Source organism: Streptomyces sp. NPDC029836 (genome assembly GCF_055574495.1).
Genome location: NZ_JBVHZI010000010.1, coordinates 182,465 through 208,228, shown reverse-complemented (window position 1 = coordinate 208,228; position 25,764 = coordinate 182,465). Strand labels below are relative to the sequence as shown.

The 25,764-nt window shown below is 74.2% G+C and carries 22 protein-coding genes; 15 read left to right on the top strand and 7 right to left on the bottom strand.

Annotation, left to right across the window (positions count from 1 at the left end; translation table 11 throughout):
- Nucleotides 1-25: 25 nt before the first annotated feature.
- The gene (locus tag ACZ4XJ_RS26845) at nt 26-1,057 is read right to left on the bottom strand and encodes a medium chain dehydrogenase/reductase family protein (protein WP_468497666.1); all 1,032 of its coding nucleotides are present in this window, start codon (nt 1,055-1,057) and stop codon (nt 26-28) included.
- Between the two features lie 158 nt (nt 1,058-1,215).
- On the opposite strand from ACZ4XJ_RS26845, the gene ACZ4XJ_RS26840 reads away from it, so the two are divergent.
- The 3 genes from ACZ4XJ_RS26840 to ACZ4XJ_RS26830 all read left to right on the top strand — a co-directional run bounded on the left by ACZ4XJ_RS26840 (nt 1,216) and on the right by ACZ4XJ_RS26830 (nt 2,791).
- The gene (locus ACZ4XJ_RS26840; protein ID WP_468497665.1) at nt 1,216-1,920 is read left to right on the top strand and encodes a TetR/AcrR family transcriptional regulator; all 705 of its coding nucleotides are present in this window, start codon (nt 1,216-1,218) and stop codon (nt 1,918-1,920) included.
- Nucleotides 1,917-2,240 (top strand): putative quinol monooxygenase, encoded by a 324-nt coding sequence (locus tag ACZ4XJ_RS26835; RefSeq protein ID WP_362883161.1) that lies wholly within the window; start codon nt 1,917-1,919, stop codon nt 2,238-2,240. The genes ACZ4XJ_RS26840 and ACZ4XJ_RS26835 overlap by 4 nt, the downstream gene beginning before the upstream one ends.
- Before the next feature lie 185 nt (nt 2,241-2,425).
- Complete coding sequence (locus ACZ4XJ_RS26830) at nt 2,426-2,791, top strand: PRC-barrel domain-containing protein (RefSeq protein WP_362883159.1); 366 nt, start codon at nt 2,426-2,428, stop codon at nt 2,789-2,791.
- 245 nt (nt 2,792-3,036) lie between these two features.
- On the opposite strand, the gene ACZ4XJ_RS26825 is transcribed toward ACZ4XJ_RS26830, so the two are convergent.
- Nucleotides 3,037-3,672 carry a GNAT family N-acetyltransferase gene (locus ACZ4XJ_RS26825; RefSeq protein WP_468497664.1) on the bottom strand — a complete coding sequence of 212 codons (636 nt, stop codon included), beginning with the start codon at nt 3,670-3,672 and terminating at the stop codon, nt 3,037-3,039.
- A 188-nt stretch (nt 3,673-3,860) separates the two neighbouring features.
- Between ACZ4XJ_RS26825 and ACZ4XJ_RS26820 the strand changes: the two genes are divergently transcribed.
- The 4 genes from ACZ4XJ_RS26820 to ACZ4XJ_RS26805 all read left to right on the top strand — a co-directional run bounded on the left by ACZ4XJ_RS26820 (nt 3,861) and on the right by ACZ4XJ_RS26805 (nt 9,841).
- Complete coding sequence (locus tag ACZ4XJ_RS26820) at nt 3,861-6,269, top strand: ATP-binding cassette domain-containing protein (RefSeq protein WP_468497663.1); 2,409 nt, start codon at nt 3,861-3,863, stop codon at nt 6,267-6,269.
- Nucleotides 6,270-6,446: 177 nt separating this feature from the next.
- A complete protein-coding gene (locus tag ACZ4XJ_RS26815) occupies nt 6,447-6,857 on the top strand; it encodes a GNAT family N-acetyltransferase (RefSeq protein WP_362883153.1) in 411 nt (136 codons plus the stop codon).
- 111 nt (nt 6,858-6,968) lie between these two features.
- On the top strand, nt 6,969-8,831 hold the full coding sequence (locus ACZ4XJ_RS26810; protein ID WP_468497662.1) for a serine/threonine-protein kinase: 1,863 nt from the start codon (nt 6,969-6,971) through the stop codon (nt 8,829-8,831).
- Nucleotides 8,832-9,121: 290 nt separating this feature from the next.
- Nucleotides 9,122-9,841, top strand: a complete 720-nt coding sequence (locus ACZ4XJ_RS26805; protein WP_468497661.1) for a hypothetical protein — start codon at nt 9,122-9,124, stop codon at nt 9,839-9,841.
- A gap of 74 nt (nt 9,842-9,915) precedes the next feature.
- On the opposite strand, the gene ACZ4XJ_RS26800 is transcribed toward ACZ4XJ_RS26805, so the two are convergent.
- Complete coding sequence (locus tag ACZ4XJ_RS26800; RefSeq protein ID WP_468497660.1) at nt 9,916-10,569, bottom strand: hypothetical protein; 654 nt, start codon at nt 10,567-10,569, stop codon at nt 9,916-9,918.
- A 326-nt stretch (nt 10,570-10,895) separates the two neighbouring features.
- On the opposite strand from ACZ4XJ_RS26800, the gene ACZ4XJ_RS26795 reads away from it, so the two are divergent.
- From ACZ4XJ_RS26795 to ACZ4XJ_RS26785, 3 genes are read left to right on the top strand one after another with little or no spacing between them, the layout of a single operon-like run.
- Nucleotides 10,896-11,531, top strand: coding sequence for a metal ABC transporter ATP-binding protein (locus ACZ4XJ_RS26795; protein ID WP_362883146.1), 636 nt, complete (start codon nt 10,896-10,898; stop codon nt 11,529-11,531).
- Nucleotides 11,528-12,394, top strand: a complete 867-nt coding sequence (locus ACZ4XJ_RS26790; protein ID WP_362883144.1) for a metal ABC transporter permease — start codon at nt 11,528-11,530, stop codon at nt 12,392-12,394. The genes ACZ4XJ_RS26795 and ACZ4XJ_RS26790 overlap by 4 nt, the downstream gene beginning before the upstream one ends.
- Nucleotides 12,352-13,158: a metal ABC transporter solute-binding protein, Zn/Mn family gene (locus tag ACZ4XJ_RS26785; protein ID WP_468497659.1), complete on the top strand. Its 807-nt coding sequence runs from the start codon at nt 12,352-12,354 to the stop codon at nt 13,156-13,158. Before ACZ4XJ_RS26790 ends, ACZ4XJ_RS26785 begins: the two co-directional genes overlap by 43 nt.
- Nucleotides 13,159-13,223: 65 nt before the next feature.
- On the opposite strand, the gene ACZ4XJ_RS26780 is transcribed toward ACZ4XJ_RS26785, so the two are convergent.
- Together ACZ4XJ_RS26780 and ACZ4XJ_RS26775 are read right to left on the bottom strand one after the other, a co-directional pair.
- The gene (locus ACZ4XJ_RS26780) at nt 13,224-14,933 is read right to left on the bottom strand and encodes a class I adenylate-forming enzyme family protein (RefSeq protein WP_468497658.1); all 1,710 of its coding nucleotides are present in this window, start codon (nt 14,931-14,933) and stop codon (nt 13,224-13,226) included.
- Nucleotides 14,930-16,759, bottom strand: coding sequence for a CoA transferase (locus ACZ4XJ_RS26775; RefSeq protein ID WP_468497657.1), 1,830 nt, complete (start codon nt 16,757-16,759; stop codon nt 14,930-14,932). Before ACZ4XJ_RS26775 ends, ACZ4XJ_RS26780 begins: the two co-directional genes overlap by 4 nt.
- Nucleotides 16,760-16,903: 144 nt before the next feature.
- On the opposite strand from ACZ4XJ_RS26775, the gene ACZ4XJ_RS26770 reads away from it, so the two are divergent.
- Nucleotides 16,904-18,139 carry an acyl-CoA dehydrogenase family protein gene (locus ACZ4XJ_RS26770; RefSeq protein WP_362883137.1) on the top strand — a complete coding sequence of 412 codons (1,236 nt, stop codon included), beginning with the start codon at nt 16,904-16,906 and terminating at the stop codon, nt 18,137-18,139.
- A gap of 184 nt (nt 18,140-18,323) precedes the next feature.
- Here ACZ4XJ_RS26770 and ACZ4XJ_RS26765 read toward each other — a convergent pair whose 3' ends face one another.
- Nucleotides 18,324-19,685: a sugar ABC transporter permease gene (locus ACZ4XJ_RS26765; protein ID WP_468497656.1), complete on the bottom strand. Its 1,362-nt coding sequence runs from the start codon at nt 19,683-19,685 to the stop codon at nt 18,324-18,326.
- Entirely contained in the window at nt 19,682-20,890 is a 1,209-nt protein-coding gene (locus ACZ4XJ_RS26760) for an MFS transporter (protein ID WP_468497655.1), read from the bottom strand. The genes ACZ4XJ_RS26765 and ACZ4XJ_RS26760 overlap by 4 nt, the downstream gene beginning before the upstream one ends.
- A 184-nt stretch (nt 20,891-21,074) precedes the next feature.
- On the opposite strand from ACZ4XJ_RS26760, the gene ACZ4XJ_RS26755 reads away from it, so the two are divergent.
- From ACZ4XJ_RS26755 to nadE, 4 genes are all read left to right on the top strand, one after another.
- The gene (locus ACZ4XJ_RS26755; RefSeq protein WP_468497654.1) at nt 21,075-21,896 is read left to right on the top strand and encodes a hypothetical protein; all 822 of its coding nucleotides are present in this window, start codon (nt 21,075-21,077) and stop codon (nt 21,894-21,896) included.
- 148 nt (nt 21,897-22,044) lie between these two features.
- Nucleotides 22,045-22,782 (top strand): sigma-70 family RNA polymerase sigma factor, encoded by a 738-nt coding sequence (locus tag ACZ4XJ_RS26750; protein ID WP_468497653.1) that lies wholly within the window; start codon nt 22,045-22,047, stop codon nt 22,780-22,782.
- Nucleotides 22,783-23,155: 373 nt separating this feature from the next.
- Nucleotides 23,156-24,700, top strand: a complete 1,545-nt coding sequence (locus ACZ4XJ_RS26745) for a phospholipase D family protein (protein ID WP_468497652.1) — start codon at nt 23,156-23,158, stop codon at nt 24,698-24,700.
- A gap of 120 nt (nt 24,701-24,820) precedes the next feature.
- Nucleotides 24,821-25,651, top strand: coding sequence for an ammonia-dependent NAD(+) synthetase (nadE, locus tag ACZ4XJ_RS26740; protein ID WP_468497651.1), 831 nt, complete (start codon nt 24,821-24,823; stop codon nt 25,649-25,651).
- The last annotated feature ends 113 nt before the right edge of the window (nt 25,652-25,764 follow it).

Below are 25,764 nucleotides of genomic sequence, written 5' to 3'. Positions count from 1 at the left end.
TGGTGCGGGGGCATCGGAGCGCACTTCAGGGCACGAGGACGACCTTGCCGGCGACCGTGCCCGATTCGGCCAGGCGCATGGCCTCGGCGGCGCGGGCGAGGGGGATCTCGGCGGCCACCTTGGCGGTGATCTCGCCGCGCTGGAGGGCGGCGAACACTTGGGTGAGGTCGGAGCGCAGGCGGGCGCGGAACCGGTCCTTGGCGTAGGCCCGGCCGGCCCAGACGTTGAAGAAGTGGGCGCTGCGGCCGTTGGGCAGCGCGTTCCACAGCCACACCCGGCCCAGCAGCCGCAGGACGGGCCAGGAGCCGGAGCCCTCGTCGTCCCGGGTGGCGGCGCTGCCGTACGAGACGAGCGTGCCGCCGGGGGCCAGGAGCCGCCAGGAGTCGACGATCCCGTCGCCGCCGACGTGGTCGAAGACGGCGTCCACCCCGGCGGGGGCGAGTTCGCGGACGCGGGCGGGCACGTTGCCCGAGCGGTAGTCGACCGGTACGACGCCCAGGGCCCGCAGTGCTTCGTGGTGGCGGGTGGACGCGGTGCCGATCACCCGGATTCCGGAGGCGAGCGCCAGTTGCACCAGGATCGAGCCGACGCCGCCGTTCGCGCCGTGGACGAGGACGGTGCCCCCGGCGCTGACCGAGGCCTTGCGGTGGAGCATCTGCCAGGCCGTGATGCCGTTGACGACCGCGGTCTCCGCCTCCGCCGCCGTGACGCCCACGGGCACCTCCACCGCGTCGGCGGCCTCGACCACGACGTGGCTGGCCCAGCCCCCGGTCTTCGTCATGACGGCCACCCTCCTGCCGAGCAGGTCGAACGCGACGCCCGGTCCGGCGGCCCGCACGGTGCCCACCAGGTCGTAGCCGGGGACGAAGGGGAACTCGGGTTGGTCGTAGTAGCGCCCGCGGCGCATCTGCTGCTCCGCGAAGGACACGCCCGTGGCCTCCATGGCGATCAGCAGCTGTCCCGCGCCGGGCTCCGGCACGGGGCCGCGGTGCAGTTCCAGTCCTTCCGGTTCGACCTTGCCCGGCAGCAGGACCTCGACGCGCTCGATGGTGTTCATGACGACCTCCGCTTGTTTGTGCTTATCGCGTTCGTTAGAAGCTGTAACCAGAGTGAGCGTCGACGCGACCCCTGTCAAGCCGTCGACCCGATCGAACGCGAGATGGCGTGCCGTTGGTGATACGTTCTAACAATCGACTGGATGGAGAGGCGACGGCCATGACCGGAAGCACCACGACCCCGCGCGAGCGGTACCGCCAGCAGGTCCGCACCGAGGTCAAGGAGAAGGCCCGGCAGCAGATCGCCGGTTCCGGGGCCTCCGCACTGTCGCTCAACGCCATCGCCAAGCAGATGGGCATGAGCGGGCCCGCGCTCTACCGGTACTTCGCCAACCGCGACGAACTGATCACGGAACTCGTCACGGACGCGTACCGCGGCCTCGCCGACACCTTCGCCGCCGTGTCCGCCGACGGAACCGGGCCGGAGCGCCTGACCGCGCTGGCGACCGCCCTCCGCCACTGGGCCGTGGCGGACCCGCACCGCTACTTCCTCATCTACGGGACCCCGGTCCCCGGTTACCACGCTCCGGACGACGTCACGGCGATCGCGTCGGAGATGATGTCCGTCCTGCTGGACGCCGCCACCGCGGCGATCGGTACCGGGGCCGGCGCCGGGAGCGGCGCCCGCGCCCTCGACGCACACCTGGCGGACCACCGGGAGTGGGCCGACGGGCATCCGGACGCCCCACCGGCGGCCCTGCGTACGGCCCTCGCCTTCTGGACCCGGCTGCACGGCGCGCTCTCCCTGGAACTGGCGGGCCACTTCACCGGCATGGGGTTGGACCCGGCCCTGCTGTTCGCGGCGGAGGTGGACACGCTGGTGTCCCCACCCACACCGACGGACCCGCCTACAATGACCAAATGATCTTCATTGTGGTGAAATTCGCCGTCAAGCCCGCATACGTCGACCAGTGGCCCGAGCTGGTCTCCGACTTCACCCGCGCCACCCGGGCCGAGCCCGGAAACCTCTGGTTCGAATGGTCCCGCAGCCTGGAGGAGCCCGACACCTACGTCCTGGTCGAGGCGTTCCGGGACGGCGCGGCGGAGGCCCACGTCACCTCGGAACACTTCCGCGCCGCACTGGAGACCATGCGCCCGCTGGTCACCCGTACGCCGGACATCGTCAGCACCACCATCGAAGGCGCCGACGGCTGGAGCCGGATGGGCGAACTCCAGGTCGACTGACCGTCCCGTACGAGGTTGCCGCCGGTCAGCGGCCTGCCGGAGATTTTCGTCGGGCGGGGCGCGTAGGGCTCGACCCCCTGGGCAAGCGAGGGATCGGAACGGACGGAATGCGTTCCGACGGACCACCGATCAAGGGGGGCGGCAGTGATTTCACCGCGCCCGCAAACCGGAGGAGTTGTTTTCGCGTGACCGAGAACATGTGGAACTACCGTTCGACGTCGGGCCACCTCACGGGCGCCGATCTGTCGGGCTACAAGGTCGAGGCCACGGACGGCAGCATCGGCAAGGTCGACAAGCACAACGACGAGGCCGGGGACGCCTACCTGGTGGTCGACACCGGCGTCTGGATCTTCGGCAAGGAGGTGCTGCTCCCCGCGAGCACGGTGATCAGCATCAACGCGGACGAGCAGAAGATCTACGTGGACCGGACGCGGGCGCAGGTCAAGGACGCCCCCGAGTTCCACCGGGACCAGCACCTGGCGGACCCGCAGTACCGCGAGGAGATCGGGATCTACTACGGCATCGGCGGCCCGTTCGGTCGCCCCCTGTAATCCCGGCCGACAGGCGTGCGCGCGGGGCCCCGACTCATCGAGTCGGGGCCCCGCCGTCATGTCCGGGCGCGCTCCGCGGCGTGGCGGAGCGCAGGCGAAAACCCGGACCGCGAGGCACAGAAAACGGGGAGGGGTGTGTGCCCCGGGCCGGGCCCGGCGGCCGGGAGGCCGCTACCACTCATCGGCCGCCACTCCCAGAGTAGCCACAACTCGGGCACATCGGTCATCCGAGGTCGAAGCGCAGGTCAACGTCCCGGGCGGAGGCCCGGGGCGGGCCCCGAGTCGGGTCCTGGACGAGGTCCCGGGTCGCGACGCAGGTCCAGCCGCATCAGCACCCTGGGGTGGCCCGCCAGTACCGAGGTGGTCTCCGAGGCGTGCGAGAACCCCGCCCGGTCGAAGTTCTTCCGGATCCCGGCGTACGCCATCGTCAGGTCGACCCGGGCGTCCCCGTTGTCGAGGGGGTACGCCTCGACCACCGGCGCCCCGTGCTCCCGGGCGAAATCGACGGCCCCCGCGATGAGCGCGTGCGAGACGCCCTTGCCGCGGTACCCGGGGCGGACCCGGACGCACCACAGGGACCAGACGGGCAGGTCGTCCAGGCGCGGGATGGTGCGGCTGCGGGCGAAGGAGGTGTCCGAGCGGGGCGCCACGGCGGCCCAGCCGACCGGCTCGTCGCCGTCGTAGGCGAGGACCCCGGGCGCCGTCGGCATACCGCACAGGGCGGCGACGTGCTCGCCGCGGGCCGGGCCGCGCAGTTCGTTGTTGAGCTTGGACGGGATCCGGTAGCTCAGGCACCAGCACACGTTGGCGGTGGCCGACTTGGGGCCGAGCAGGGTCCGGACGTCCCCGAAGACGGAAGCCGGACGTACCTCGATGGTCATGGCCCCACCCTCGCACGGCCTCCGGGAGGCCGTCACGCGTTGTCCGCGGGGGCGGCCGGAACCGGTCACGAATCGAGAAGCCCGCCGCCCCGGGGCCGGGCTAACGTAACGGGCATGAGCACCGGCGCGGCGCCCGAGGCCGACGGGGTCCGCGCCGCAGGCCCCGTACGCATCAGCAGGGAGACACGATGAGCAAGGCCAAGAGGGCGGACGCCCCGTCGCCCGCGGCGCACGCAGCCGACGGGCACGACCTGATCCGCGTGCACGGAGCGCGCGTGAACAACCTCAAGGACGTCAGCGTCGAGCTCCCCAAGCGCAGGCTGACCGTGTTCACCGGCATCTCGGGGTCGGGCAAGAGCTCACTCGTGTTCGGCACGATCGCCGCGGAGTCCCAGCGGCTGATCAACGAGACGTACAGCGCCTTCGTGCAGGGGTTCATGCCGACCCTGGCGCGGCCCGAGGTCGACGTGCTCGAAGGTCTCACGACGGCGATCATCGTCGACCAGCAGCGGATGGGGGCCGACCCGCGTTCCACCGTGGGCACCGCCACCGACGCGAACGCGATGCTGCGCATCCTCTTCAGCCGGCTGGGCCGGCCGCACATCGGCTCGCCGAACGCGTACGCGTTCAACGTGCCCTCGGTCCGCGCGAGCGGCGCCGTCACGGTCGAGCGGGGCGCCGGCACCAGGACCGTGAAGCAGACCTTCAGCCGGACCGGCGGCATGTGCCCGCGCTGCGAGGGTCGGGGCGCGGTGTCCGACATCGACCTCACCCAGCTGTACGACGACACCAAGTCGATCTCCGAGGGTGCCTTCACCATCCCCGGTTGGAAGTCGGACAGTTGGTGGACCGTCCGGCTGTACGCCGAATCGGGCTTCCTCGACCCGGACAAGCCGATCCGCAAGTACACCAAGAAGGAGATGCGGGACTTCCTGTACCGGGAGCCGACCAAGGTGAAGGTCGAGGGCGTGAACCTCACCTACGAGGGACTCATCCCGAAGATCCAGAAGTCGTTCCTGTCCAAGGACCGGGAGGCGATGCAGCCGCACATCCGGGCGTTCGTGGACCGGGCGGTCACCTTCACCGCCTGTCCCGAGTGCGGCGGCACCCGGCTCAGCGAGGGCGCCCGGTCCTCGAAGATCAAGAAGATCAACATCGCCGAGGCGTGCGCGATGCAGATCAGCGACCTGGCGGACTGGGTCGCGGGGCTCGACGAACCCTCGGTGGCGCCGCTGCTGACGACGCTGCGCCAGACCCTCGACTCGTTCGTGGAGATCGGACTCGGCTACCTGTCGCTGGACCGGGCGTCGGGCACCCTGTCGGGCGGCGAGGCGCAGCGCGTCAGGATGATCCGCCACCTGGGTTCCTCCCTCACCGACACCACGTACGTGTTCGACGAGCCCACCACGGGCCTGCACCCGCACGACATCCAGCGGATGAACGCCCTGCTGCTGCGGCTGCGCGACAAGGGCAACACGGTGCTGGTCGTCGAGCACAAGCCGGAGACGATCGCGATCGCCGATCACGTCGTCGACCTCGGCCCGGGCGCCGGTTCGGCGGGCGGCACCGTCTGTTTCGAGGGCACCGTCGAAGGGCTGCGGACCGGCGGCACGATCACCGGGCGCCACTTCGACGACCGGGCCTCGCTGAAGGAGGCTGTGCGCAAGCCGACGGGCGCCCTTGAGGTGCGTGGCGCGGCGACGCACAACCTGCGCGATGTGGATGTAGACATTCCGCTCGGCGTGCTGTGCGTCGTGACCGGGGTCGCCGGTTCCGGCAAGAGCTCACTGGTGCACGGTTCGCTGCCGAAGCACGCGGGGGCCGTGGGCGAGGGCGTGGTGTCCATCGACCAGGGTGCGATCCGCGGTTCGCGGCGCAGCAATCCGGCGACGTACACGGGGCTGCTCGACCCGATCCGGAAGGCGTTCGCGAAGGCCAACGGCGTGAAGCCGGCGCTGTTCAGCGCGAACTCGGAGGGCGCCTGCCCGAACTGCAACGGCGCCGGGGTCATCTACACCGACCTGGCGATGATGGCCGGTGTGGCCACCACGTGCGAGGAGTGCGAGGGGAAGCGGTTCGACGCGTCGGTGTTGGAGTACCGGTTCGGCGGCCGTGACATCAGCGAGGTGCTCGCGATGTCGGTGACCGAGGCGGAGGAGTTCTTCGGCGCGGGCGAGGCGCGCACCCCGGCGGCGCACAAGATCCTGGAGCGGTTGGCGGACGTCGGTCTCGGCTACCTCAGCCTCGGGCAGCCCCTCACCACCCTGTCGGGCGGCGAGCGGCAGCGGCTCAAGTTGGCCACCCACATGGCGGAGCAGGGGGGCGTCTACATCCTCGACGAGCCCACCGCCGGCCTGCACCTGGCCGACGTCGAGCAGCTGTTGGGGCTGCTCGACCGGCTCGTCGACTCGGGGAAGTCCGTCATCGTCGTCGAACACCACCAGGCCGTGATGGCGCACGCCGACTGGATCATCGACCTGGGGCCGGGCGCCGGTCACGACGGCGGCCGGATCGTCTTCGAGGGCACCCCGGCCGACCTCGTGGCCGGCGGCTCCACCCTCACCGCGCAACACCTCGCGGCGTACGTGGGCGCCTGACGGGTCGCCCCGGTGATCACCGGGCCGCCGCCGGGGCCAACGGCTCGGGCGGGCGCGCCCGGTGACGGCCGGCGGGTGCGCCGGGGGCGGGTACTGGGTGATCCTCGGGCGGGTGCGCGGAGTGCGGGTGCCTGGTGATCCTCGGGCTTCGTCCGTAGCATGTAGCGGGTGACTGGTATGGGTGACACTTACTCGCTGCACGTCGGAACTCCCTCGGTGGAGGTCTACCTCAAATTGCGCTCCGGATCGGGCCTGAGCCCCAAGACCCCCGAGATGGCCCGGGCCGGAATGCCAGGAACCTGGCACGGGGTGAGCGTGCTGCACGACGACGAGCCGGTGGGGATGGGCCGGGTCATCGGTGACGGGGGCTGCTTCTTCCAGATAGTCGACATCTGCGTCCTGCCGGAGCACCAGGGCCGGGGCCTGGGCAAACGGATCATGGAGGAGTTGGTCCGGGAGCTGGAGCGGCGGGCCCCGGCGGGCGCGACCGTCTCCCTCATCGCTGACGGCGACGCCCGCTTCCTGTACGAGAAGTTCGGGTTCCGGCTCACGACCCCCGCCTCCGTCGGCATGCAGCGGATGGTTTGAGGCGCCATCTCCCCCTGTTCGAGCCTCAATTCCCCCAAGGGAGCCCGCCGTTGCCGCTCCCGACCCATCGGGTAGCTTTCTGGAAACCGAAACCGATGCGATGGGGCTGACGTGTTAGAGCTGACGGGCAGCGGGGCCACCCCGCTGGAGGCCGAGGACCCGCGTCGGATCGGGGGGATACCGCTGGCGGGCCGGCTCGGGGCCGGCGGCATGGGGCGGGTGTACCTCGGGGTCCATGAGGGCCGGTACGTGGCCGTGAAGCAGTTGCTGCCCTCGGTGGTCGGCGAGGACGAGGACTTCCTGCGCCGCTTCGGGCACGAGTTGGACAACCTGGCCCGGCTGCCCGAAGGGGCCACGGCTCCGCTCCTCGCGAGCGACCGCACCGCGCGGCCCCCGTGGTTCGCCACCGCCTACGTGCCCGGCCTCACGCTCAAGGAGGCCGTCGAGCTGAACGGCGGCCCACTGCCGGCGCGGGCACTGTGGCTGCTCCTGCGCGAGGCCGCCACGGGGCTGGAAGCCGTCCACGCGTTGGGGATGGTCCACCGGGACCTGAAGCCGTCCAACGCCATGCTGACGCTCGACGGGCTCACCCTGATCGACTTCGGCGTCGCCCGGGCCGCCGAACAGAGCCAGTTGACCCGGACCGGAATGGTCGTGGGCACGCCCGCCTACATGGCACCCGAGCAGGCCTCGGGCAAGCGTGGGGTGAGCGGTGCGACCGACGTGTTCGCGCTGGGTTCGGTGCTCGCGTACGCCGCTTCGGGCCGGCCGCCCTTCGGTGACGAGTCCGGGCACGGCGTGCTGTACCGCATCGTCCACGAGGAACCGGACCTGGAGCCGCTGCGGGAGCTGGACGCGGAGCTCGCCGAGCTCGTCGCGGCCTGCCTCGACAAGGATCCCGAGGCGCGGCCCACCGCTGCCGAACTCCTCGAACGTGCCTCCCGGCACGAGCCGTTCACCGCGCCGCTGTGGCCGGACGCCATCACCGCGCGGCTGACGGACCGGGCCGCCTTCGCGGCCGAGGTGCGGGAACCCGATGTTCCCACGCTGCCCCTCACGGGCCGCGCGTCCGGCCCGGAGCCGGCCGGTGCGGGCCGGGGTCCCGAGGCCGAGGCCGCCCCGGCCGTCACCGGGCGGCCCGAGCCGCGTGAGAAGCGCCGCCGTACCCGTGTGCTGTTCGCCGTGCTCCCCGTCGTGATCGTCGCGGGTGGTACGACGCTCGCCATCCAACTCCTGCCGTACACCATCCCCCCGCAGGCCAAGGCCCAGAACACCCCGCTCCCCCCGGTGTCGGCGCCGGCGGGTACGACGCCGCCCCCGTCCACCACGCTGAGCGGGAGCCCCTCCGGCTCGCCCTCGCCCGGCCAGTCGCCGTCCCAGGGACAGCCGCCCGGGGCCGACGGGCAGGCCAACGGACAGGGAGGTGCCTCCGCTCCCCCGGTCGCGCTCCCCGGCAACGCCTCATCCGGGCCCGGTTCCGGCAACGGCAACGGCGGTGCCACCGGCGCCCCGAACGGCGCGGTCGGCGGTTCGGCGAACGGCGTCGGCGGCGCGGGTACGCCACCTCCCGCCGGCGGGGCGTCCACGCCACCTCCGGCCCCCCGACCCCCGCAGTCCGGGACCGGCCACTACCGCAACGGCAACAACGGTCGGTGCATCACCCAGGTGTTCGGGTCCTCGGACCACGGCAGTTGCTCGGACCCGACCGCGCGCTGGACCGTGCAGGGCAAGCCGGACGGCACGTTCAAACTCGTCAACCAGCAGAGCGGCCAGTGCCTGTACGCCAACGGGCTCGGCCAGGCCGTCTTCGTGGGCGACTGCGCGCAGGACATCGGCCGCCTGTGGCGTTCCGGCGCGGGCGGCAGTCTGCGCAGCGAGTGGGGCGGCGGCTGCCTGGACCTCGGAATGCAGAGCGGCCTCGTCACGAAGTCGTGCACCGGGCCCGCCTCCCAGCGGTGGACCCGGGAGGCCTGAGCGCCGCCGCGAGGAAGCCCGTACGCACGAAGGCCCCGGCCTCCATGAGGAGGCCGGGGCCTTGGTTCGAGCGCTGGGCAGGCCTTGCACCTGCATCCCCCCACGGGAAGTGGGATGTCTTTCCTTGGACCACCAACGCGAGGCCCCACCGCCGTGGATCACGGCCGCGAGCACAAGATCAACGATAACCCACGGATCGGGGTCCGCGCACCGCGCGCATCCGGTGGTCGGGCCGTCTCGGGGGCGTGTGACCATGTCCCCTCGGCACACACGCACCTCATGGGGGGACCATGCGCACCCGCACCACCAACGTCACTGCCGGCCTCGCCGCCGTCCTGTCGGCGCTGCTCGTCCTGACCGGCTGCACGAGTCAGGGCGACGCACCGGGCGCGGCGAGGAGTTCCGCGGCTCCATCGCCCGCGACCCCGCCCGCGCGGGGCGGCGCCGCCGGGTTCGACGGGCCCCTTCCCCAGGACCAGAACCTGCTGGCATGGACCGGTGACCCCAACGACGCGGGGCACGTGACGGCCCAGTCGGCCGCCGGTGTGGGCGGCCGGGTCACCTTGGTACGGATGGTGCTGCGCGAGCGGATCACCTGGTCCAACATCTGGCTGGGCCTCGCCGGCGTGGACCCCAACGCGCAGCTGTCCAACTGCTACCTCGGCGTGTACGACTCTCGCGGCACCCTGCTCGCGACGACGGCGGACGTCTCGCCGCAGCTGATGACGGACGCCATCGCCAAGCCCTTCCCCCTCGGCAAGCCGTTCACCGCAGCGCCCGGCACCTACTTCATCGCCCTGTTGCTGAACGGCAATTGGGCGACGAACGCCCTCACGCTCAAGGCGACCGGGGCCGGCATCTCCGTCAACGCCGGCCTCACGCCGCCGCAACTGCGCTACAGCACCCTGCTGACCGGGCAGAACTCGCTGCCGGCCTCGGTGAACCTCGCCGACCAGTCCACCAGCACCATCAACACGGGCTGGGCCAGCCAGTGGTACGCCATCTCCTGAGCCGTCCCGCGGGCGCGACACCGCCCGCGCGCCGGCGGGGTCAGGACACCGGCACCTGAGGACATGGGGGCCCGTCAGGAGCGGGGCGTCCAGGCGCGCGGCATGAGGCCGCTGCGGCGGGCCGCGTCGTCCTCCGCGCCGGAGCCCCGGCGCTTGCCCGGAGTGGCGCGCAGGACGTAGCGGAAGGGGAAGCCTCCGGGCACCGCGAGCATGCCGCCGAAGCGGGGGTCGCCCGCGAACCAGACCTGGTCGTCGGTCAGTTGACGCGGGGAGGCCGGACCGTCCCAGCCGTTCCAGGGCGGCGGGAACGAGCAGTGGCTCTGGCCGTCCGGTTGCAGCAGCACCACGCGACCGTCCGTGCCCCAGCGGCGGCCCCGCACGCGCTGCCCGTCGCCGGAGATCACCCGGACCTCCTGGGCGCGGCAGGGCCACACCTGCCAGCCGTAGGTGCTCATGGCGAGCCGTTCCCTGCGGCGGGCCCGGCGCCAGAGCAGCAACAGGCCCGCCGTCACCGCGAGTACGGGGACGAGTCCGGCGGCGGTCACCGCGGCGGCCGTCGACGTGGGACCGACGAGCAGGACGACGCCGACCAGCAGGACGAACTCCGCCACCAGCAGCAACACCCCGCGTCGCACGCCGCGTTCGCGGCGCCGCAGGACCTCTTCGACCCCGGGGGTCTCCAGGGCCGTCCCGGGCAACACCGGGTAGCCGTACTCGTGCGCCAACATCGCGGTGCTCCGGTCTCGGGTAGGGATGACGAGGAGGATACCGCCGCCTCCCGTACCGCCACAGGGTCGGTACCCCCGTGCACGCGGGCCACGGGCCGGTGTGTCCCGTTTCGGGCGCCGTGTGCCGCAACGGGCACCGGGGCGGTCGACCGCACGGCATCGTCGGAACGGAACCGACAGGCCGCCCGACCGAAGTTCCACTCGTGGTCGCGGAACCTGCCGAGGCGGCGGGAACCCGACGCGTCCGGCTTCCGACTCCTTGGGGTGTGGGAGGGCGGACACCCGGGCCGGCCCACTCCCGGCTACGGAGGATCGAGGGACGTGCGATGGGCGGGCTGGACGTACGGATGCGGGAGGTGGCCTGCCGGCACGGCCGGGTCGAGGCCGTCGCCGACGTGGACCTGGAGATCGCGGCGGGGGAACGGGTGGCGCTGACCGGCACCAACGGTTCGGGCAAGACCACCCTGCTGCGGGCCGTGCTCGGGCTGCACCGGCAGGTGACGGGCTCGATCCTGGTCGGCGGCCGGGGCACGGGTTCGGCCGCCGAGTGGGCCTGGCGGCGACGGGCCTGCGCCTGGATCCCGCAGAAACCGGCGGCCGGCAGGTTCCCGCTCCTCGGATCGGAGCTCCTCGCGGCCGGCGCCCGCGGGGCGGAGGCGACCGAGGCCGCCGACCGGCTCGGGGTGGGGGCGTTGACCGGGCGGCCCCTGCACACCCTCTCCGGTGGCCAGCTGCAGCGCATGTACCTGGCTCGGGCGATCGGCTGCGTCGCCGCCGGGGCCCAGGTGGTCCTGGCCGACGAGCCGACCGCGGCCCTCGATTTCGACGGCCAGTCCCGGGCCGCCGACGTCCTCACCTCCCTGCCCGTGACCCTGATCGTGGTGACGCACGACCGTGCCATGGCCGGGCGCTGCGACCGGGTCCTGGAGATGGCCGCGGGCCGGCTGCGGGAGGTCCGGTGACCCTCGCCGGCGCGGACCTGGGCGAGCTGCTCGACCTGTTGGCCGTCCAGCGGGCGGGCCTGGCGCTGCTGCTGGCCGCGGTCGGGCTGCCGGTGATCGGTGTGGTCATCGTGGGCCTGGACATCATGCCGGTGCGGTTCGCCATGATGCACGTGGCGCTGCTCGGCATCGCGGTCGCCCTGCTGACGGGCCTGGACCCGATGCTTTGCGCGCTGGTCGCCTGCGCCCTCGCCGGCGCGGGCGTCGCGCCGCTGGCCCGGACGCCGGACGGCTTGTCGGGGGCCATGGGGCTGCTGATGAGTCTGGCCATCGCGGCGGCGCTGCTCCTGCTGGCCGTGTCGGGGGTCAACGCGTCCGGCGCGTTCGCCCTGCTGTGGGGGTCGATCCTGTCCGTGGGGATCGCCGACCTCGCCGTCCTCGCAGTGCTGGCCGTGGCCGTGCCCGGCCTGTTCTGGTGGCGGCGGCGCGAGATCGGGCTGCTGCTGTACGACCGTGAGCTCGCCGAGGTTTCGGGGGTACCTGTACGGGCCCTGACCGCCGCGCTCCTGGTCCTGGTGGCCGTGGCCGTGGCGGGGGCGATCAAACTCACCGGCGCCCTGCTCGTCGACGCCCTGACGTTGCTGCCGGCCCTGGCCGCGCGTCGGCTGGGCGGCTCGCTGAAGTCGATCACCCTGTGGGCGGTCGGCATCGGCGTCGTGGTGAACCTGACCGGCTTCGTCCTGGCCCTGTGGCTGGACTGGCCGCCCGGCCCGGTCCTCGTCCTGACGGCGGGGGCGGTCGTCCTCGCCGTGCACCTCATCCCCGAACGGAGAATCAGCTCATGGCGCCCCACCTCGTCCGAGTCCCTTCCCTCTTCGCACTGAGCGCGGTCCTGCTGTTGTGCGCCGGCTGCGGGAGCGGTGCCTCTTCCCGTTCCGAGGACGCCGCGCCCTCTCCCGGCGGGAAGCCCGTCGTGGTCGTCACGACGACGTGGGAGGGGGCGTTCGCCAAGGCGGCCGGCGCCGAGGACATCGAGGTGATCGTGCCGCAGTCCGTGCACCACGCCCCGGACTACGACCCCAAGCCCTCCGACCTCGCCGCCGTGGCGCGGGCCGACTTCGTGCTGTACGCGCCCTTCGAGCCGTACGCCGCGAAGATCAAGGAGGCGGCGGGGTCGAAGGCGAAACTGGTCGAGGTCAACCTGGACAACGATCCGGACGCGGTGCGCGCCGAGGTGGCCGAGCTGAGTCGGCTCTTCGGGACGCAGGAGGCGGCCGCACGCTGGAAGTCCGGGTTCGACACCTCGTACGCGCAGTTGAACGAGGAGGTGCGCGCGGCCTGGCCCGGGGGTCGGAGTCCCTCGGTGGTAACGCAGGTCTTCACCGCCTGGTCGGCGAAGCTGGCGGGGGCCACGGCGGTGGGCACCTACGGGCCGGAAGCGGTGACCCCGGCGCAACTCGCCGAACTGTCCGCGAAGAAGCCCGCGTTGGTCTTGGACAACGCGCACATGTCGACCGGCACGGTGCTGCCCGACTCGGGTGCGAAGCAGGTGAAGATCGTCAACTATCCGGGCGAGGACCTGGACCTGTTGCCGGTCTACCGCAACGCCGCGGCCGAACTGAAGAAGGCGATGGCCGGATCGTCCTGAACCCGCTGGTGGATGGTGGGTGTTCGTGGGGCCCGGCGGCCGATCGGCCGCCGGGCCCCGTCGCGTCACCCGGCTTGCGCGAGCGGGACGGCGTCGCTCCGGCCTTCCATCAGCCGGTCGTCCATGACCTGACCGTCCGTCACGAAGGCTTTCAGTGCCGCCCGGTCGGGTTTGCCGGCTGCCGTCAGCGGCAGTACGTCGACGATCAGGAGCCGTTCGGGGTGCTTGGACCGCTCCAGGCCGCGGGCGCTCAGGTGCTCGGCGAGCGAGGCGAGCGTGGGGCGCCGGGCTCCGCGCGCCACGACGCAGGCCGCGAGGCGCTCCCCCATCAGCGGGTCGGGGACGCCGACGCAGACGACGTCGCGGACGTCGGGGTGGGCGGTGAGTTCGCGTTCCACCTCGGCCGGGCTGATGTTGGCGCCGCCGCGGATGACGATGTCCTTGAGGCGGCCCACGACGTGCAGCGCCCCGTCGGGGTCGAGGAAGCCGAGGTCGCCGGTGCGGACCCAGCCGTCGGGGGTGCGGTAGCGGGCGTCGAGGTCGGGGGCCGCGACGTAGCACAGCGGGGTCATCGGTCCGCGCGAGATGATCTCCCCCAACTCGCCTTCGGCCAGGGGGGCGTGGGTGTCGGGGTCGGCGATGCGGATCTCCGCGACCCGGGGGTCGGGGTGACCGGCGATGACGCCGGCGCCGTCGGTGGGCGGCACCGTGTGCGCGAGCCCGGTGTGGCAGTTGACGCCGTCGGCGGACCCGTAGAGGTTCACGACCGGGCAGCCGAAGGCCTTCGCGGCCGCCGCCGCGGTGGTCTCGTCGAGGGGCGCCCCGCCGAGGACCAGGGCGGTCGGCGGGGGCAGTTGCCCGCCCGTCGCGTCGAGGCGTTCGAGCATCATGCGGACCATGGTGGGGACGCCGAGGACGTGTGTCGGCTCGTGCGCGCGCACCGCCTCGATCGCGGCCTGCGGGGTGAAGTGGTCGAGCAGGACGAGCGTGCCGCCGTGCCGGGCCAGCGTGACGGAGGTCCCGTTGGAGCCGAACGCCGACGCGAGCGGTACGAGGAACAGGCAGCGCGGCGCAACGGTGCGGTCCGGGATGAGGGAGGCGAGGAAGTTGCCGCGCCCGCCGGCCAGCGCGTTGTGCGAGTAGGCGACCATCTTCGGCTCGGCTTCCGAACCGGAGGAGACGAGGATCCGTGCGGCGCTGTCGGGGTCGGGCCGGGCCGGCACGAACCCGCCGGGGTCGGACCGCATGAGCTGCCGCAGGGGCACCGCGCCCTCGGGGACGGCGCCCGGGCCCGCGGCGATGACGTGGCGCAGGGCCGGCAGGGCGCCCGCCAGGGTGACCAGGTCGGCGGCGTGCCGCGTCCCGCGGTGGTCGGCGGCGGCGATGACGGCGACGGCCGAGGCCCGGCGCAGCAGGCACTCGGCCTCCAGCGTGCCCCGACCCACGGGGAAGGGCAGGGCGATGGCGCCGAGGGCGGCCAGGGCCAGATCGGCGATGACCGCGCTCCGGTCGTTGGGGAGTTGCACGCCCACCACCTCGCCGGGGCGGATGCCGAGGGCTTCGAGGCCGGCGGCGAGACATCGCACCTTGCGGTCGAGCGCGGTGTAGCAGAGGGGTCCCTTGGCGTCGATGACGGCGGTGCGGTGCAGGTCGGCGATCTGGCGGGCCCGGAAGAGGCTGTAGAGGTCCAGGTCGGGGCAGGTGCCGTCGACGACCCACGAGCGGCGCAGTTCGGGGGGCAGCAGGTCGCGCAGGGCGGGTCCGGTGGCGGTCACGCGAAGCTCCAGGGATCGGGGACTGCGGGGGCGCCGTACGGGTCGCGGCCGATGGGGCCGTTCAGGCGCGGGTCGCGGTGCAGGGTGGACAGCTCGGTGGTGACGGCCGTCGCGGACAGACCGTTCTCGTGGAGCCGGTCGAGGGCGTCGGCCGTGGTGCGGCCGCGCAGGTCCTCGGCGAACCGGGAGGCGGCCGCGGCGCTGTCGTCGGCGGGCGCGATCCAGCCGTCGGCCGTGCACAGGGGGCGGCGGAATCCGGCGGGCATGCGGGGGTCGAGGCCGCGGGCAGCCCGTCGCAGGGCCGGGGCGGTCAGGAGGTCGGCGGCCCCGAGGAGGGAGGAGTCGACCCGGACGCCGCGGCCGGTGCGTTCGCGCGACAGGAGCCCCGCGAGGACGGCTTCGGCACCGAGCAGGCCGCCGAGTACGTCGAGCAGGGTCATCAGGGAGGGGGCGGCGGGTTCACCCTCCGGACGGACGGCTTCGCCGACGCCGGTGCGGGCCTGGACCATGAAGTCGGTGCCCATGGGGGCGTCGTCGAGCCGGTCGGCCCAACCGCTGGTGTACGCGTACACCAGCTCGGGGTTGACCGGTGCGAGGTCGTCGGCGTCCAGGCCGAGCGCGGCGGCCCGGCCCGGCGCCCAGTTGTGGAGGAACACGTCGGCCCCGGCTGCCAGTTCCCGCAGTCGGCGGCGGCCGGCGGCGGACTTGATGTCGATCTCCGCGGCGCTCTTGCCCCGGTTCAGGGCGAGCCAGCGCGCGGAGACTCCGGAGCAGGCGGGCGGCATGCCGCGCAGCGGGTCCCCGCCGGGCGGTTCGATGCGGATGACATCGGCGCCGAGGAGCCCCAACAGGTGTGCGGTCAGCGGGGCTTGGATGCGGCGGCCCGCCTCCAGGACCGTCAGCCCCGCGAGCGGGCGGCCGGGGCTGGGGTCGGCGGAGGGCCGGGGGGCAGGGGGGCGAGCCGCGCCGGTGGTGTCCAGGGGCAGCAGCGACCAGGGGGCGGCGCCGTCGTGTTCCCCGGCGCGTTCGGCGAGGGTGCGCAGGGGGCACACCTGGGCGCCGGAGAGGACGGCGGCGCGGGTGATGGCCCGCATGGGGTGGGCCCGCGCCACCGTGTGGAGGGCGGCCGGGATCGGCGCGCAGGCGGTGGCGTAGCGGAACTGGAAGGGGCGCCAGCCGGCGCGCAGCGCGTCGGCGGGCGCGTCCAGGGCCCGCCAGAACGCCGCCCAGGCCCCCGGGTCGAGGGTCTCCAGCTCGAAGAGCACCCCGTCGGCGGAAGTGAAGGGCGGTCCGCCGGGGGCGAGTTCGGCGGCTTCCGCCTCGTCCGCCCCGTCGGCGGCGAGGTACTGGGACACCGCGAGGAGCCCGGCCCGGTCGGCGGCGGTGGTGACCTCGGCGGCGCCGCCGCCGCGGGCCTGCCCGACCAGTCCGGCGAGCAGGCCTTGGACGGTGAGGACGGCGGTGGCCGTCGCCACGTAGTCGGCCGCCAGCCCGCGCGGGCTCCCCTCGCGGCGGCCGTGCACGGCCATGATCCCGGTGGCGGCCTGGACGGTGGCCTCGTCGACGAGGCCGCTGCCGGGTGCCCCCCAGGCGGTGAGTGCCCGGGCCGCCTCGAAGCCGCCTCCGGCGAGGACGAACCGGCCCGGGCCGACCGAGGGGGCGGCGCGCTCGGTGCGGGGCGGGGGCGCATCGTCGGTACGGTCCGGGACGGCGCCGAGGGCGCGGAGGTGGTCGGTGACGATGCCCGTGATCCGTGGGGGGCCGGAGGTGTCGAAGCGCAATGTGTCGAGCGGCCGGACCGTCCGCGCGGTTGCTGGTGACGCCATGCCTCTCCTCTCCTGGCGCGGCGGTGGCCGGCGCCCGGGTGCTGGCGGGAAGCGGGAACCCGGGAGCGCGTGCGCCCGACCAGTTCCACGAACAGACAGTCGGACAGTCGTTCGTACGGGTTCCCGGGACGCAGGAGGAATGCAGTGACGGATCCGAAGTCCCCTGCCGGGCAAGCGGCACGACCCGGCCCGCACGTGGCGGGGTTGAGGGAGAGGATCACCCGGTTCGTCGCCGACCGGGTGGTCCCGTACGAGACGGTGCTGGACGCGGGCGGGCCGGCCGCGGACGCCGCGCTCGACGCCCTGCGGGCGCGGGCCCGGGAGGCGGGGTTGTGGGCGCTGCCGCTCCCGGCGGAACTGGGCGGCGGTGGCCTGTCCTTCGCGGAGTACGCCGCGCTGGCCGAGGCGGAGGGCGCGAGCGACCACGGGCCGGCCGCCCTGGGCTCCGCTCCCCTGCTCGACGTCACGATGCTGGCCCGGTACGGGGGGCCGCGGGTCCGCGAGGAGTACCTGACCCCCTTGGTCGCCGGGACCCTCCGGGCCTGTTACGCCATGACGGAGCCGGACGTTCCGGGCAGCGATCCGGCACTGACCGGCACCCGCGCCGAACGGAGCGCGGACGGCAGTTGGCTCGTCAGCGGCCGCAAGTGGTTCACCTCGGGCGCCGGCCGGGCCGACCTGGTGACCGTCCTGGTCCGCACCGGCGGGTCGCCCGGGGACCGGGAGGGGCTGTCCCTGCTGCTCGTGCCGACCGGCTCCGCCGGCTTCCGGATCCTGCGGGAACTGCCCGTGCTGGGGGCGGCCGGCCAGTACGAGATCGGCCTCGACCGGGTCCGGGTGCCCGCCGACCACCTCCTCGGCGCGGAGGGCGGGGCCCTGTCCATCGCCGGTGAGCGGCTGTGCCTCGGCCGGACGCTGCGCTGCCTGCGCTGGATCGGCCAGGCGGAACGCGCCTTCGACCTGATGTGCGGCCGGGCCGCCGCACGCAGCGGTTCGGGCGGGCCGCTCGCCGGACACCAGCTGGTCCAACAGCACGTGTTCGAAGCCCTGCTCGCGCTGCGCGGGGCCCGGCTGCTGGCCCACGAGGCGGTGGCGCTGATCGCCGCCGGGCAGGACGCCCGTACGGAGGTGGGGCTGGCCAAGGTCGCCGCGGCACGCATGCTCCAGCAGGTGACGGACTCCGCGATCCAGGTCCACGGCGCCGCGGGTCTCGGCCCGGACACCCCGCTCCCGTCCCTCTTCCGCACCGGCCGTGCCGCCCGCATCCTCGACGGCCCCGACGAACTCCACATCACCTCGGTGGCCCGCCGCGTCCTGGCCGCCTACGCCCCGGTGGTACCCGCCCCCGAGCCGACCGGGCGGACCGCCCCGCCCGGCTGATCCGGAGGCGGGGTCCGTGCGGGGACGCCGGGGTGGGCGCGGCGAGCCGGGCCCGACGGGGCTCGGGGCGCTGCCGAGCGCCGGGAGGGGGTCGTAGCGACCCGGCCTCGTCGGGTGGATACCGCGCGGCCCGTGCGGGCGGGCGCGCGCCGAGCACGTGCCGGCGGGCGCGCGGCAGGGAGGGCTACAGGCGGGTGGGATCGACGAGGCCGGTCAGGGCCGCGAGGCCGAGGGCCAGGAAGAAGTCGCCCCAGACGAGTTCGTGCCGCACGGCCAGGGCTCGGCCCGCGTCGTAGCAGCCGTTCAGCAGCATTCCGGCCGGGCGGCCCGGACCCGGGCCGGTGACGTGTTCCCGGATTAGGTGCCCGAGGATCGCCGCGGCGCGGTGCGCGTACTGGTCGGCTCCGGGTCCGGGCAGTCGGGCGAGCTTCAGCAGGGCGACAGCGGTGATGGCGGCCGCCGAAGTGTCGAGCGGGCCGTGCGGGTGTCCGGTACGGGCGGGCGGTACGAGCGGCCCGGACCGGAGGGTCGGCGCCGCGAGCGTGTCGGCTGCCGCTACCAGTCGGGCGGGGCGGTGGCCCGCGACGGCCGGGGTCAGCAGGGCGTCGGCGACCGCGAGGAGCAACCAGGCGTCGCCCCGGCTCCAGCCGGGCTCCGGCTCCGCACAGGGCCGCCAGCCCGTCGTCGCACCGTGGAAGCTCCAGGCGGGCGGGCGCGGGGGGCTCGGGGGGTTGTGGGGGGCGCGGGCCGGGTAGGCCCCGGCTCCGCGCGCACAGGACGGCGACCTCGAGAGCGGCCCGGCGTCCGCGTCGAAGCCCGTCCCGGACGGCGCCCCGGCGGCCGTACCGGCGTACGCGTCGGGGGGCGGTCCGCCCGAGGGTTCGGTGTCCGCGCCGGTGGGCGAGTCGAGCAGCGCCCCTGCGCGCCGGCCGGGGCGTCGCACCGGCTTCGCCGCGTCGTCGCGGCCCAGGCAAGGGTCCGGGCAGAGGTCCGGGCAAGGGTCCAGGCAGAGGTCCAGGTGGTGGTGGAGGTGGGTCGAGGCGGCGGCCGCTCCGGTCGGGCCGGCCGCGGCGAGGAGGGGGACCAGGCCCGGGGCGCCGTCCGCCCGGGCCAGCAGGCGTGGTCCGCCGAACGCGTCGCCCCAGGGCACGATCCCGAGCGCGGGGTCGAAGTCCGCCAGGCAGGCGCGGGCGGCCCGGGCGCGGAGGGCGGCGGCGTACGGGTCGTCCTCGGCCGCGGCGGTCCCGTACCAGAGGATCAGGCCCCGGGTGGCGGTGTCGGCCTCCGCCCAGCGCGCCAGTCGGGCCGTGCACGCGGACGCGGCCCGCCGGTCGACCGCGGCGCCGGTGGAGCGGGCCCGGAGCCACAGCAGCCCGGCCCAGAAGCCGCCGGTCCAGGAGCCGTTGCGGGTCGTCGTCCACGTGCCGTCCGCCGGCTCGGCGTGCAGCGGGAAGCGGTCGCCGACGGCCGCCCCGGTGACCGCGACCCGTTCCAGGACGGAGTCCAGCGCCCGCCCCGCCCACCGGCCGGTTTCCGTCGCGTTCACGCCGTACGTCCCGCACGGTCACGTCGGGCCCAGGCGGAGGCGACCGCCGCCGCGACCGCGAACTCCGCGGCCACCAGCAGCCAGCCGGTCCCGTACCGGCCGCTCTGCGCGAGGAGCCCGAACAGGGGTGGTCCCAGAGCGAATCCGGCGAAGAAGCCGGCCGCGACCAGGGCCGAATCCTGTCCGGCCCGGCCCGGCGCGGCCCGCTGTACGACGAGGACCATGGAGACGGCGTTGCCGGACACGGCGAACACCCCGACCGCCACCGCGCCGACCCACACCAACGGTCCCGCGACGAGGGCGCCGCCCAACAGGCCTGCGGCCACGAGGGATCCGCACGCGAGCAGGCCCGGGAGCCGTTCGGCGCGGCCGGGCCGGGCCGCCTTCGACCAGCCGATCCGGCCCGCGATGCCCGCCACGCCCAGTACGGCGACCAGGGCCGCGGCCGTCGTCGGGCCCATGCCCAGCCGCTGCGCCCCGAAGAGGGCCAGGTAGGTGTTGACGGAGGCGATGCCGGCGCCCAGGAAGAGGGAGAACACGGCCAGCCAGGCCACCATGCCGCGCGGCACGAGCGGGCCGCGCGGCACGGCGGGGGGCGGCGGGGCCGGGTCGGCGGGCAGGGTGCGCAGGGCCCACAGCCCGGCCAGCAGGGCCGCGCCGGCCCCGGCCCATACGGCACCCCGCCAGCCGATCCCGGCCGCGAGCATCGCCAGCGGCAACCCGGCGAAGAAGGCGCCCAGTTGGACCCCCGATTGCTTGATCCCCGTCACCGCCGCCCGCCGCGCCGGCGGTACGGACCGCAGGACCGCCTTGTTGGTGGCCGGGTTGGCCAGCGCCTGCGGTACGCCGCCCAGCGCGACGGCGGCCAGCAGCAGGGTGGCGCCGGGCGCGGCGCTCATCAGGGCGAGCGCGGCGGCGGAGAGCAGCAGCAGCGCTACCAGGGATCGGCGCGGGCCGATCCGGTCCACGATCCGGCCGCCGGCCGGCGACAGTACCGCCGCCGTCCCGAAACCGATGGTGGTCGTCAGGCCCAGCACGGCGGGCGATAGGCCCGGCTCCCCCACCAGGCGGGGGCCGAGGGCGCCCAGGACGAACAGTTGGAGCATGGAGAAGCCCATGGCGCACGTAAGGAGCGCGGTGAACCGGCCTTCCTTCGGACCTGGTTCGCCGGTCTCCGCTGCCGCCTTCGTTTCCTCCGCCGCCACGAAAATCCCCCGTCCGCGCATGTTGAACCTCTCGGCCGACCGGGTAGGCAGTCGGATGCGTCGGCGGATCGGTTCCCGGCGCACGTGGTGCTCCGGACGGGCCGGAACCACCTGGCACGAGAACTTGTCGGGATGTGCGCAGCCACTGCGCGGCTCGGAAGGCCGGTGCGAGGATGAGCCCGCCATGAAGCCGGGCCACTGTCATCGAGCCTTGCGGGCCGCGTTGTTCGCGGCCCTCTGCGTGCTGCTCGCCGCCATCGGGCACCTCCTGATGTCGGGGGCGGCCGTGCCGTGGTGGGCGCTGGCGCCCGCGCCGGCCGCCCCCGCGGCGGCGGGTTGGTTCCTCGCCGCCCGGGAGCGGGGGCCGCTCCGGGTGACCGCGGCGGCCGTGGCCGTCCAGGCCTGGCTGCACGCGGCGTTCTCCCTGGTGCAGTCCCTGACCCAGCCCGCCCTGCCGGCGGGCACCCCGTTCGTCCGGCAGTGGGCTCAGTACCTGACCTGCGGCGGGCTGTCCGCCGGCCCGCCGGCGGGGGCCGCCGGAGGTATCGGGTCGCTCGGCCCGAACTCCGCGACCGGGTCGGGTGGTTCGGGCTCGGCACTGTTCGGGGCGGCCCCCGGTGGCGACATGTCGGCGGCCGTCGGCCATGCGCACCACGCCCTGCACGACACGGCGCACGCCGCGTACACCGCGTACACCGTGCAGGTGGGGGCGGGTGGCCACGAGATGGCCGGGATGTCACCGGCCGGCATGGTGACGGCCCACCTGTTGGCCGCCGTGCTGTGCGGTCTGTGGCTCGCCCACGGCGAGCGGGCCGCCTACCGCATCGCGCGGTGTGTGGCTGCCCGGCTCCGGGCGCCGCTGCGTCTCCTGTCGCGGCCGGTCGGCCCCCCGCACCGGCCTGCCGTTCCGGTGAGCCGGTCCCACCAACACCGTTCGCCGCGACGTCTGCTCCTCGTCCACGCCATCACCTCGCGGGGGCCTCCTGCGGGAACCGCTGTCCTCTGACAGCCGGTTCCCCGAGCACGCGGCGCGCCGCCGTTCCGTACGCGCCCGCGTCGTGCCTCGGGCATCGGCCGTGCCGTCCGGCCGGCCGTACCCTTCACCGGCGCCGCCCCGCTCGGCGTCGGCTCCCTTGCCCTAAGGACCCCTGGCGATGACCCATGCCCTGCCCACCGTGCCGGCCTTGCCCACCCCGCCCGCTCTGCCCGCCTCGCCCACCACACCCCGTACCGTCGGCACGGGACTCCCGCACACTCCCGACTCCGACGCGGCGGTGACCCGTCTGGCGCTCGCGGCCCGCGACGGCGACCCGGTCAAGACGGACCGGTTCGTGCGTGCGCTCCACCGTGACGTGTGGCGGTACGTGGCCTACCTCAGCTCGGACTCCCAGGCGGCCGACGACCTGACCCAGGACGTGTTCCTGCGCGCGCTCCGCTCGCTCCCCCGGTTCGAGGGCCGCTCCTCCGCCCGCACCTGGCTGTTGTCGATCGCCCGCCGCACGGTGGTGGACAGCCACCGCCACGCCGCGGCCCGACCCCGGACCGCGGACCGCACCGACTGGCAGACGGCCGCCGAACAGGCCCAGCCGCGGGGCGTCCCGGGCTTCGACGACGGCATCGCCCTGGCCGAGTTGCTGGCCGGCATTCCCGCGGAGCGGCGCGAGGCCTTCGTACTCACCCAGCTCCTCGGGTTGCCGTACGCGGACGCGGCCGCCGCCATCGGTTGCCCGGTCGGCACCGTCCGCTCCCGCGTGGCCCGAGCCCGCCTCTCCCTGTCCGCGCTCCTGATGGACACCCCATCGGTGCCCGCCGACACCGCACCGCCGGCCCACCGCCCGGTACCGCGAGTCCGCGGGGGCGCGTTGGCGGGGGCGCGCCCGAAGGCGGCCTGACGGGGGTACGGTCCGCCGCCCGCAGCGGTTGCGGACCGTACGTCGGCGACCGTGGAGGGCGCCCGCACACCGGCGTCCCGCAGCGGAACGCGTGGACCCCGAAGGCGGTTCTCGATCATGCGTACCTCACCCCGCGCCCCCACCTACCGGGCTCCGGCCGATCCCACTGTCGGATGGGCGTCGGCAGAAGTCGTACCCCCGGGGTCCGGGCCGGGTGGCTGCCGTGCGCGCTCGCATGGGTCGGCGGCGTGGGGGTAGGGGCTCGGCGAGGGAGGGCTGTGCCGTGGAACTTTCCGATTGGCTGCTGACAACCCGTGACCGCGGAAATCCGGCGACGCGCCTGGATTCCCGGCGTCCGGGGGCCTTGGCCTGGGTGGCGGGCAATGACGTCCGGCCCCTGGTGCACGGCAGCACGTACTTCCGGGAGCTGCTCGCCGGAATCCGCGCACAGGAGCGCGGTGACCTGCTGCTGTTCACCGACTGGCGGGGCGACCCCGACGAACGGCTCGCCGGCGAGGGGACCGAGATCGGCCGGGTGCTGCGCGAGGCGGCCGAGCGTGGTGTGATCGTCAAGGGCCTCGTGTGGCGCTCCCACCTGGACGGCTTCCAGTTCAGCGAGACCGAGAACCGTCACCTCGGCAAGGAGGTGGAGGCGGGCGGCGGCGAGTTCCTGCTGGACATGCGGGTCCGGCCGGGTGGCTCCCACCACCAGAAGCTGGTCGTCCTGCGCCACCCCGCCCGCCCCGAGCGCGACGTCGCGTACGTGGGCGGGATCGACCTGTGCCACGGCCGCAACGATGACGCCGCGCACGGCGGCGACCCGCAGGCCGTGCCGTTCGCCGACGCGTACGGGCCCCGACCGCCGTGGCACGACGTACAGCTCGCGGTGCGCGGACCGGCCGTCGGTGATCTTGAGGCCGGGTTCCGCGAGCGGTGGGAGGACCCGGCGCCACTGACGCGCAGCCCTTTGGTCCGGCTGCGGCAGCGCGCGCACGGCGAGGACGAGCACGCCGACCGGCTACCGCCGCAGGCCCCCGATCCCGAAGCGTGCGGCACCCATACCGTGCAGGTGCTCCGCACGTATCCGAACCGGCTGTTCCGGGGTTACCCGTTCGCGCCCGACGGTGAGCGGAGCATCGCGCGCAGCTACCTCAAGGCCGTCGGTCGGGCGCGGAGCCTGATCTACCTGGAGGACCAGTACCTGTGGTCCCCGAAGGTGGTGGAGCACTTCGCGCGGGCGCTGGCCGACCGCCCCGACCTGCATCTGATCGCCGTCATCCCCACCGTGCCCGAGCAGGACGGGCCGGTGACCCTGCCGATGAACCTGGTCGGACGCATCACCGCGCTGGAGCGGCTGCGCCGCGGCGGCGGGGACCGGGTCGCGGTGTACGGGCTGGAGAACCACGCCGGTACGCCGGTGTACGTCCACGCCAAGGTGTGCGTGATCGACGACGTGTGGGCGTCGGTGGGCTCCGACAACGTCAACCTGCGGTCCTGGACGCACGACTCGGAGCTCAACTGCGCCGTCCTGGACGCCGCGCGGGACCTTCGCGAGCCCCTCGATCCCGCCGGCTTGGGGGACGGGGCGCGGCGCTTCGCCCGGGAGTTGCGGTTGGAACTCTCCCGCGAACACCTCGACGCCGAGCCGGAACCGGGGCTCGCTGCCTCGGACGTGTCCGAGGCAGCGGATCCGCTCTGCGATCCGGTGCGCGCGTTCGAACGGTTCGCGTCGGCGGCGGCGGCCCTGGACGCCTGGTACGAGGGCGGTCGCCGGGGGCCCCGGCCGCCGGGCCGGCTGCGGGCGTACCGCCCGCCGGACCTGTCGCGGGCGACCCGGGCGTGGTCCCTGCCGCTGTACCGGCTGCTCGTCGATCCGGACGGCCGTCCGCTGGGCGTGCGTCGGCGCGGCGAGTTCTGAGGCCGGCCGCCGGTCGCGCGCAGGCGCGGCACCGACGGATCCGGCGCCGGCCGTTTCGACTAGGGTCGACGGGACAGCGCGCCACCGGGCGCACGACGAACGACCACACGAGGAGCAGCCGTGAGCCAGCCGGCGTCCACCGCCCTGCAACAGGAGATCGCCCGGGAACTCCAGGTGCCGCCGACCTTCGACGCCCCGCAGGAGATCGAGCGCCGCGTGGCTTTCCTCACGGAGCGGCTGACGTCCACCGGTCTGCGGTCCCTGGTGCTCGGCATCAGCGGCGGCGTGGACTCGACCACCGCGGGGCGGCTGTGCCAGCTCGCCGTCGAGCGGGCCCGCGCGGCCGGCCACGAGGCGACGTTCTTCGCCATGCGACTGCCGTACGGTGTGCAGGCCGACGAGAAGGACGCCCAGCTCGCGCTCGGGTTCATCAACGCGGACCGGGTCCTGACCGTGGACGTCAAGCCCGCGAGCGATGCCGCCCTGGCGGCCTCCGTGGCCGGTGGCATCGCCTTCCGGGACGCCGCCCACCAGGACTTCGTGCAGGGCAACATCAAGGCCCGGCAGCGCATGATCGCCCAGTACGCGGTGGCGGGCGCGCACGACGGTCTCGTCATCGGCACCGACCACGCGGCGGAGGCGGTGTCCGGCTTCTTCACCAAGTTCGGCGACGGCGCCGCCGACCTCGTCCCGCTGACGGGCCTGACCAAGCGCCGGGTGCGTGCCGTCGCGGACGCGCTGGGCGCCCCGGCCCAACTGGTCTGGAAGGTCCCGACGGCCGACCTGGAGACCCTCGACCCCGGCAAGGCCGACGAGGACGCGCTCGGTGTCACGTACGACGACATCGACGACTTCCTGGAGGGCAAGCCGGTCGGCGAAGCGGCCTTCGACACGATCGCCCGGCGCTACCGCCTCACCGAGCACAAGCGCCGGCTGCCGATCGCCCCGTAGCAGGTACGTTCCGCGCGCTGCCGCCACGGCGCCGACCGCTGCCGTGGCGGCCCGGGGCGCCGGGGCAGGCGCCCCGTGGGATGGTGGAAGGGGCGCGCAGGGGGGACGGAACC

What these genes read in the sequence shown, in the direction of transcription:
- ACZ4XJ_RS26820 (WP_468497663.1), top strand. Translation starts at nt 3,861, where the DNA reads ATGAGCAAGGCCAAGAGGGCGGACGCCCCGTCGCCCGCGGCGCACGCA.
- ACZ4XJ_RS26825 (WP_468497664.1), bottom strand. Translation starts at nt 3,672, where the DNA reads ATGACCATCGAGGTACGTCCGGCTTCCGTCTTCGGGGACGTCCGGACC.
- ACZ4XJ_RS26845 (WP_468497666.1), bottom strand. Translation starts at nt 1,057, where the DNA reads ATGAACACCATCGAGCGCGTCGAGGTCCTGCTGCCGGGCAAGGTCGAA.
- ACZ4XJ_RS26840 (WP_468497665.1), top strand. Translation starts at nt 1,216, where the DNA reads ATGACCGGAAGCACCACGACCCCGCGCGAGCGGTACCGCCAGCAGGTC.
- ACZ4XJ_RS26755 (WP_468497654.1), top strand. Translation starts at nt 21,075, where the DNA reads ATGAAGCCGGGCCACTGTCATCGAGCCTTGCGGGCCGCGTTGTTCGCG.
- ACZ4XJ_RS26785 (WP_468497659.1), top strand. Translation starts at nt 12,352, where the DNA reads ATGGCGCCCCACCTCGTCCGAGTCCCTTCCCTCTTCGCACTGAGCGCG.
- ACZ4XJ_RS26750 (WP_468497653.1), top strand. Translation starts at nt 22,045, where the DNA reads ATGACCCATGCCCTGCCCACCGTGCCGGCCTTGCCCACCCCGCCCGCT.
- ACZ4XJ_RS26775 (WP_468497657.1), bottom strand. Translation starts at nt 16,759, where the DNA reads ATGGCGTCACCAGCAACCGCGCGGACGGTCCGGCCGCTCGACACATTG.
- ACZ4XJ_RS26835 (WP_362883161.1), top strand. Translation starts at nt 1,917, where the DNA reads ATGATCTTCATTGTGGTGAAATTCGCCGTCAAGCCCGCATACGTCGAC.
- ACZ4XJ_RS26795 (WP_362883146.1), top strand. Translation starts at nt 10,896, where the DNA reads ATGGGCGGGCTGGACGTACGGATGCGGGAGGTGGCCTGCCGGCACGGC.
- ACZ4XJ_RS26815 (WP_362883153.1), top strand. Translation starts at nt 6,447, where the DNA reads ATGGGTGACACTTACTCGCTGCACGTCGGAACTCCCTCGGTGGAGGTC.
- ACZ4XJ_RS26805 (WP_468497661.1), top strand. Translation starts at nt 9,122, where the DNA reads ATGCGCACCCGCACCACCAACGTCACTGCCGGCCTCGCCGCCGTCCTG.
- ACZ4XJ_RS26800 (WP_468497660.1), bottom strand. Translation starts at nt 10,569, where the DNA reads ATGTTGGCGCACGAGTACGGCTACCCGGTGTTGCCCGGGACGGCCCTG.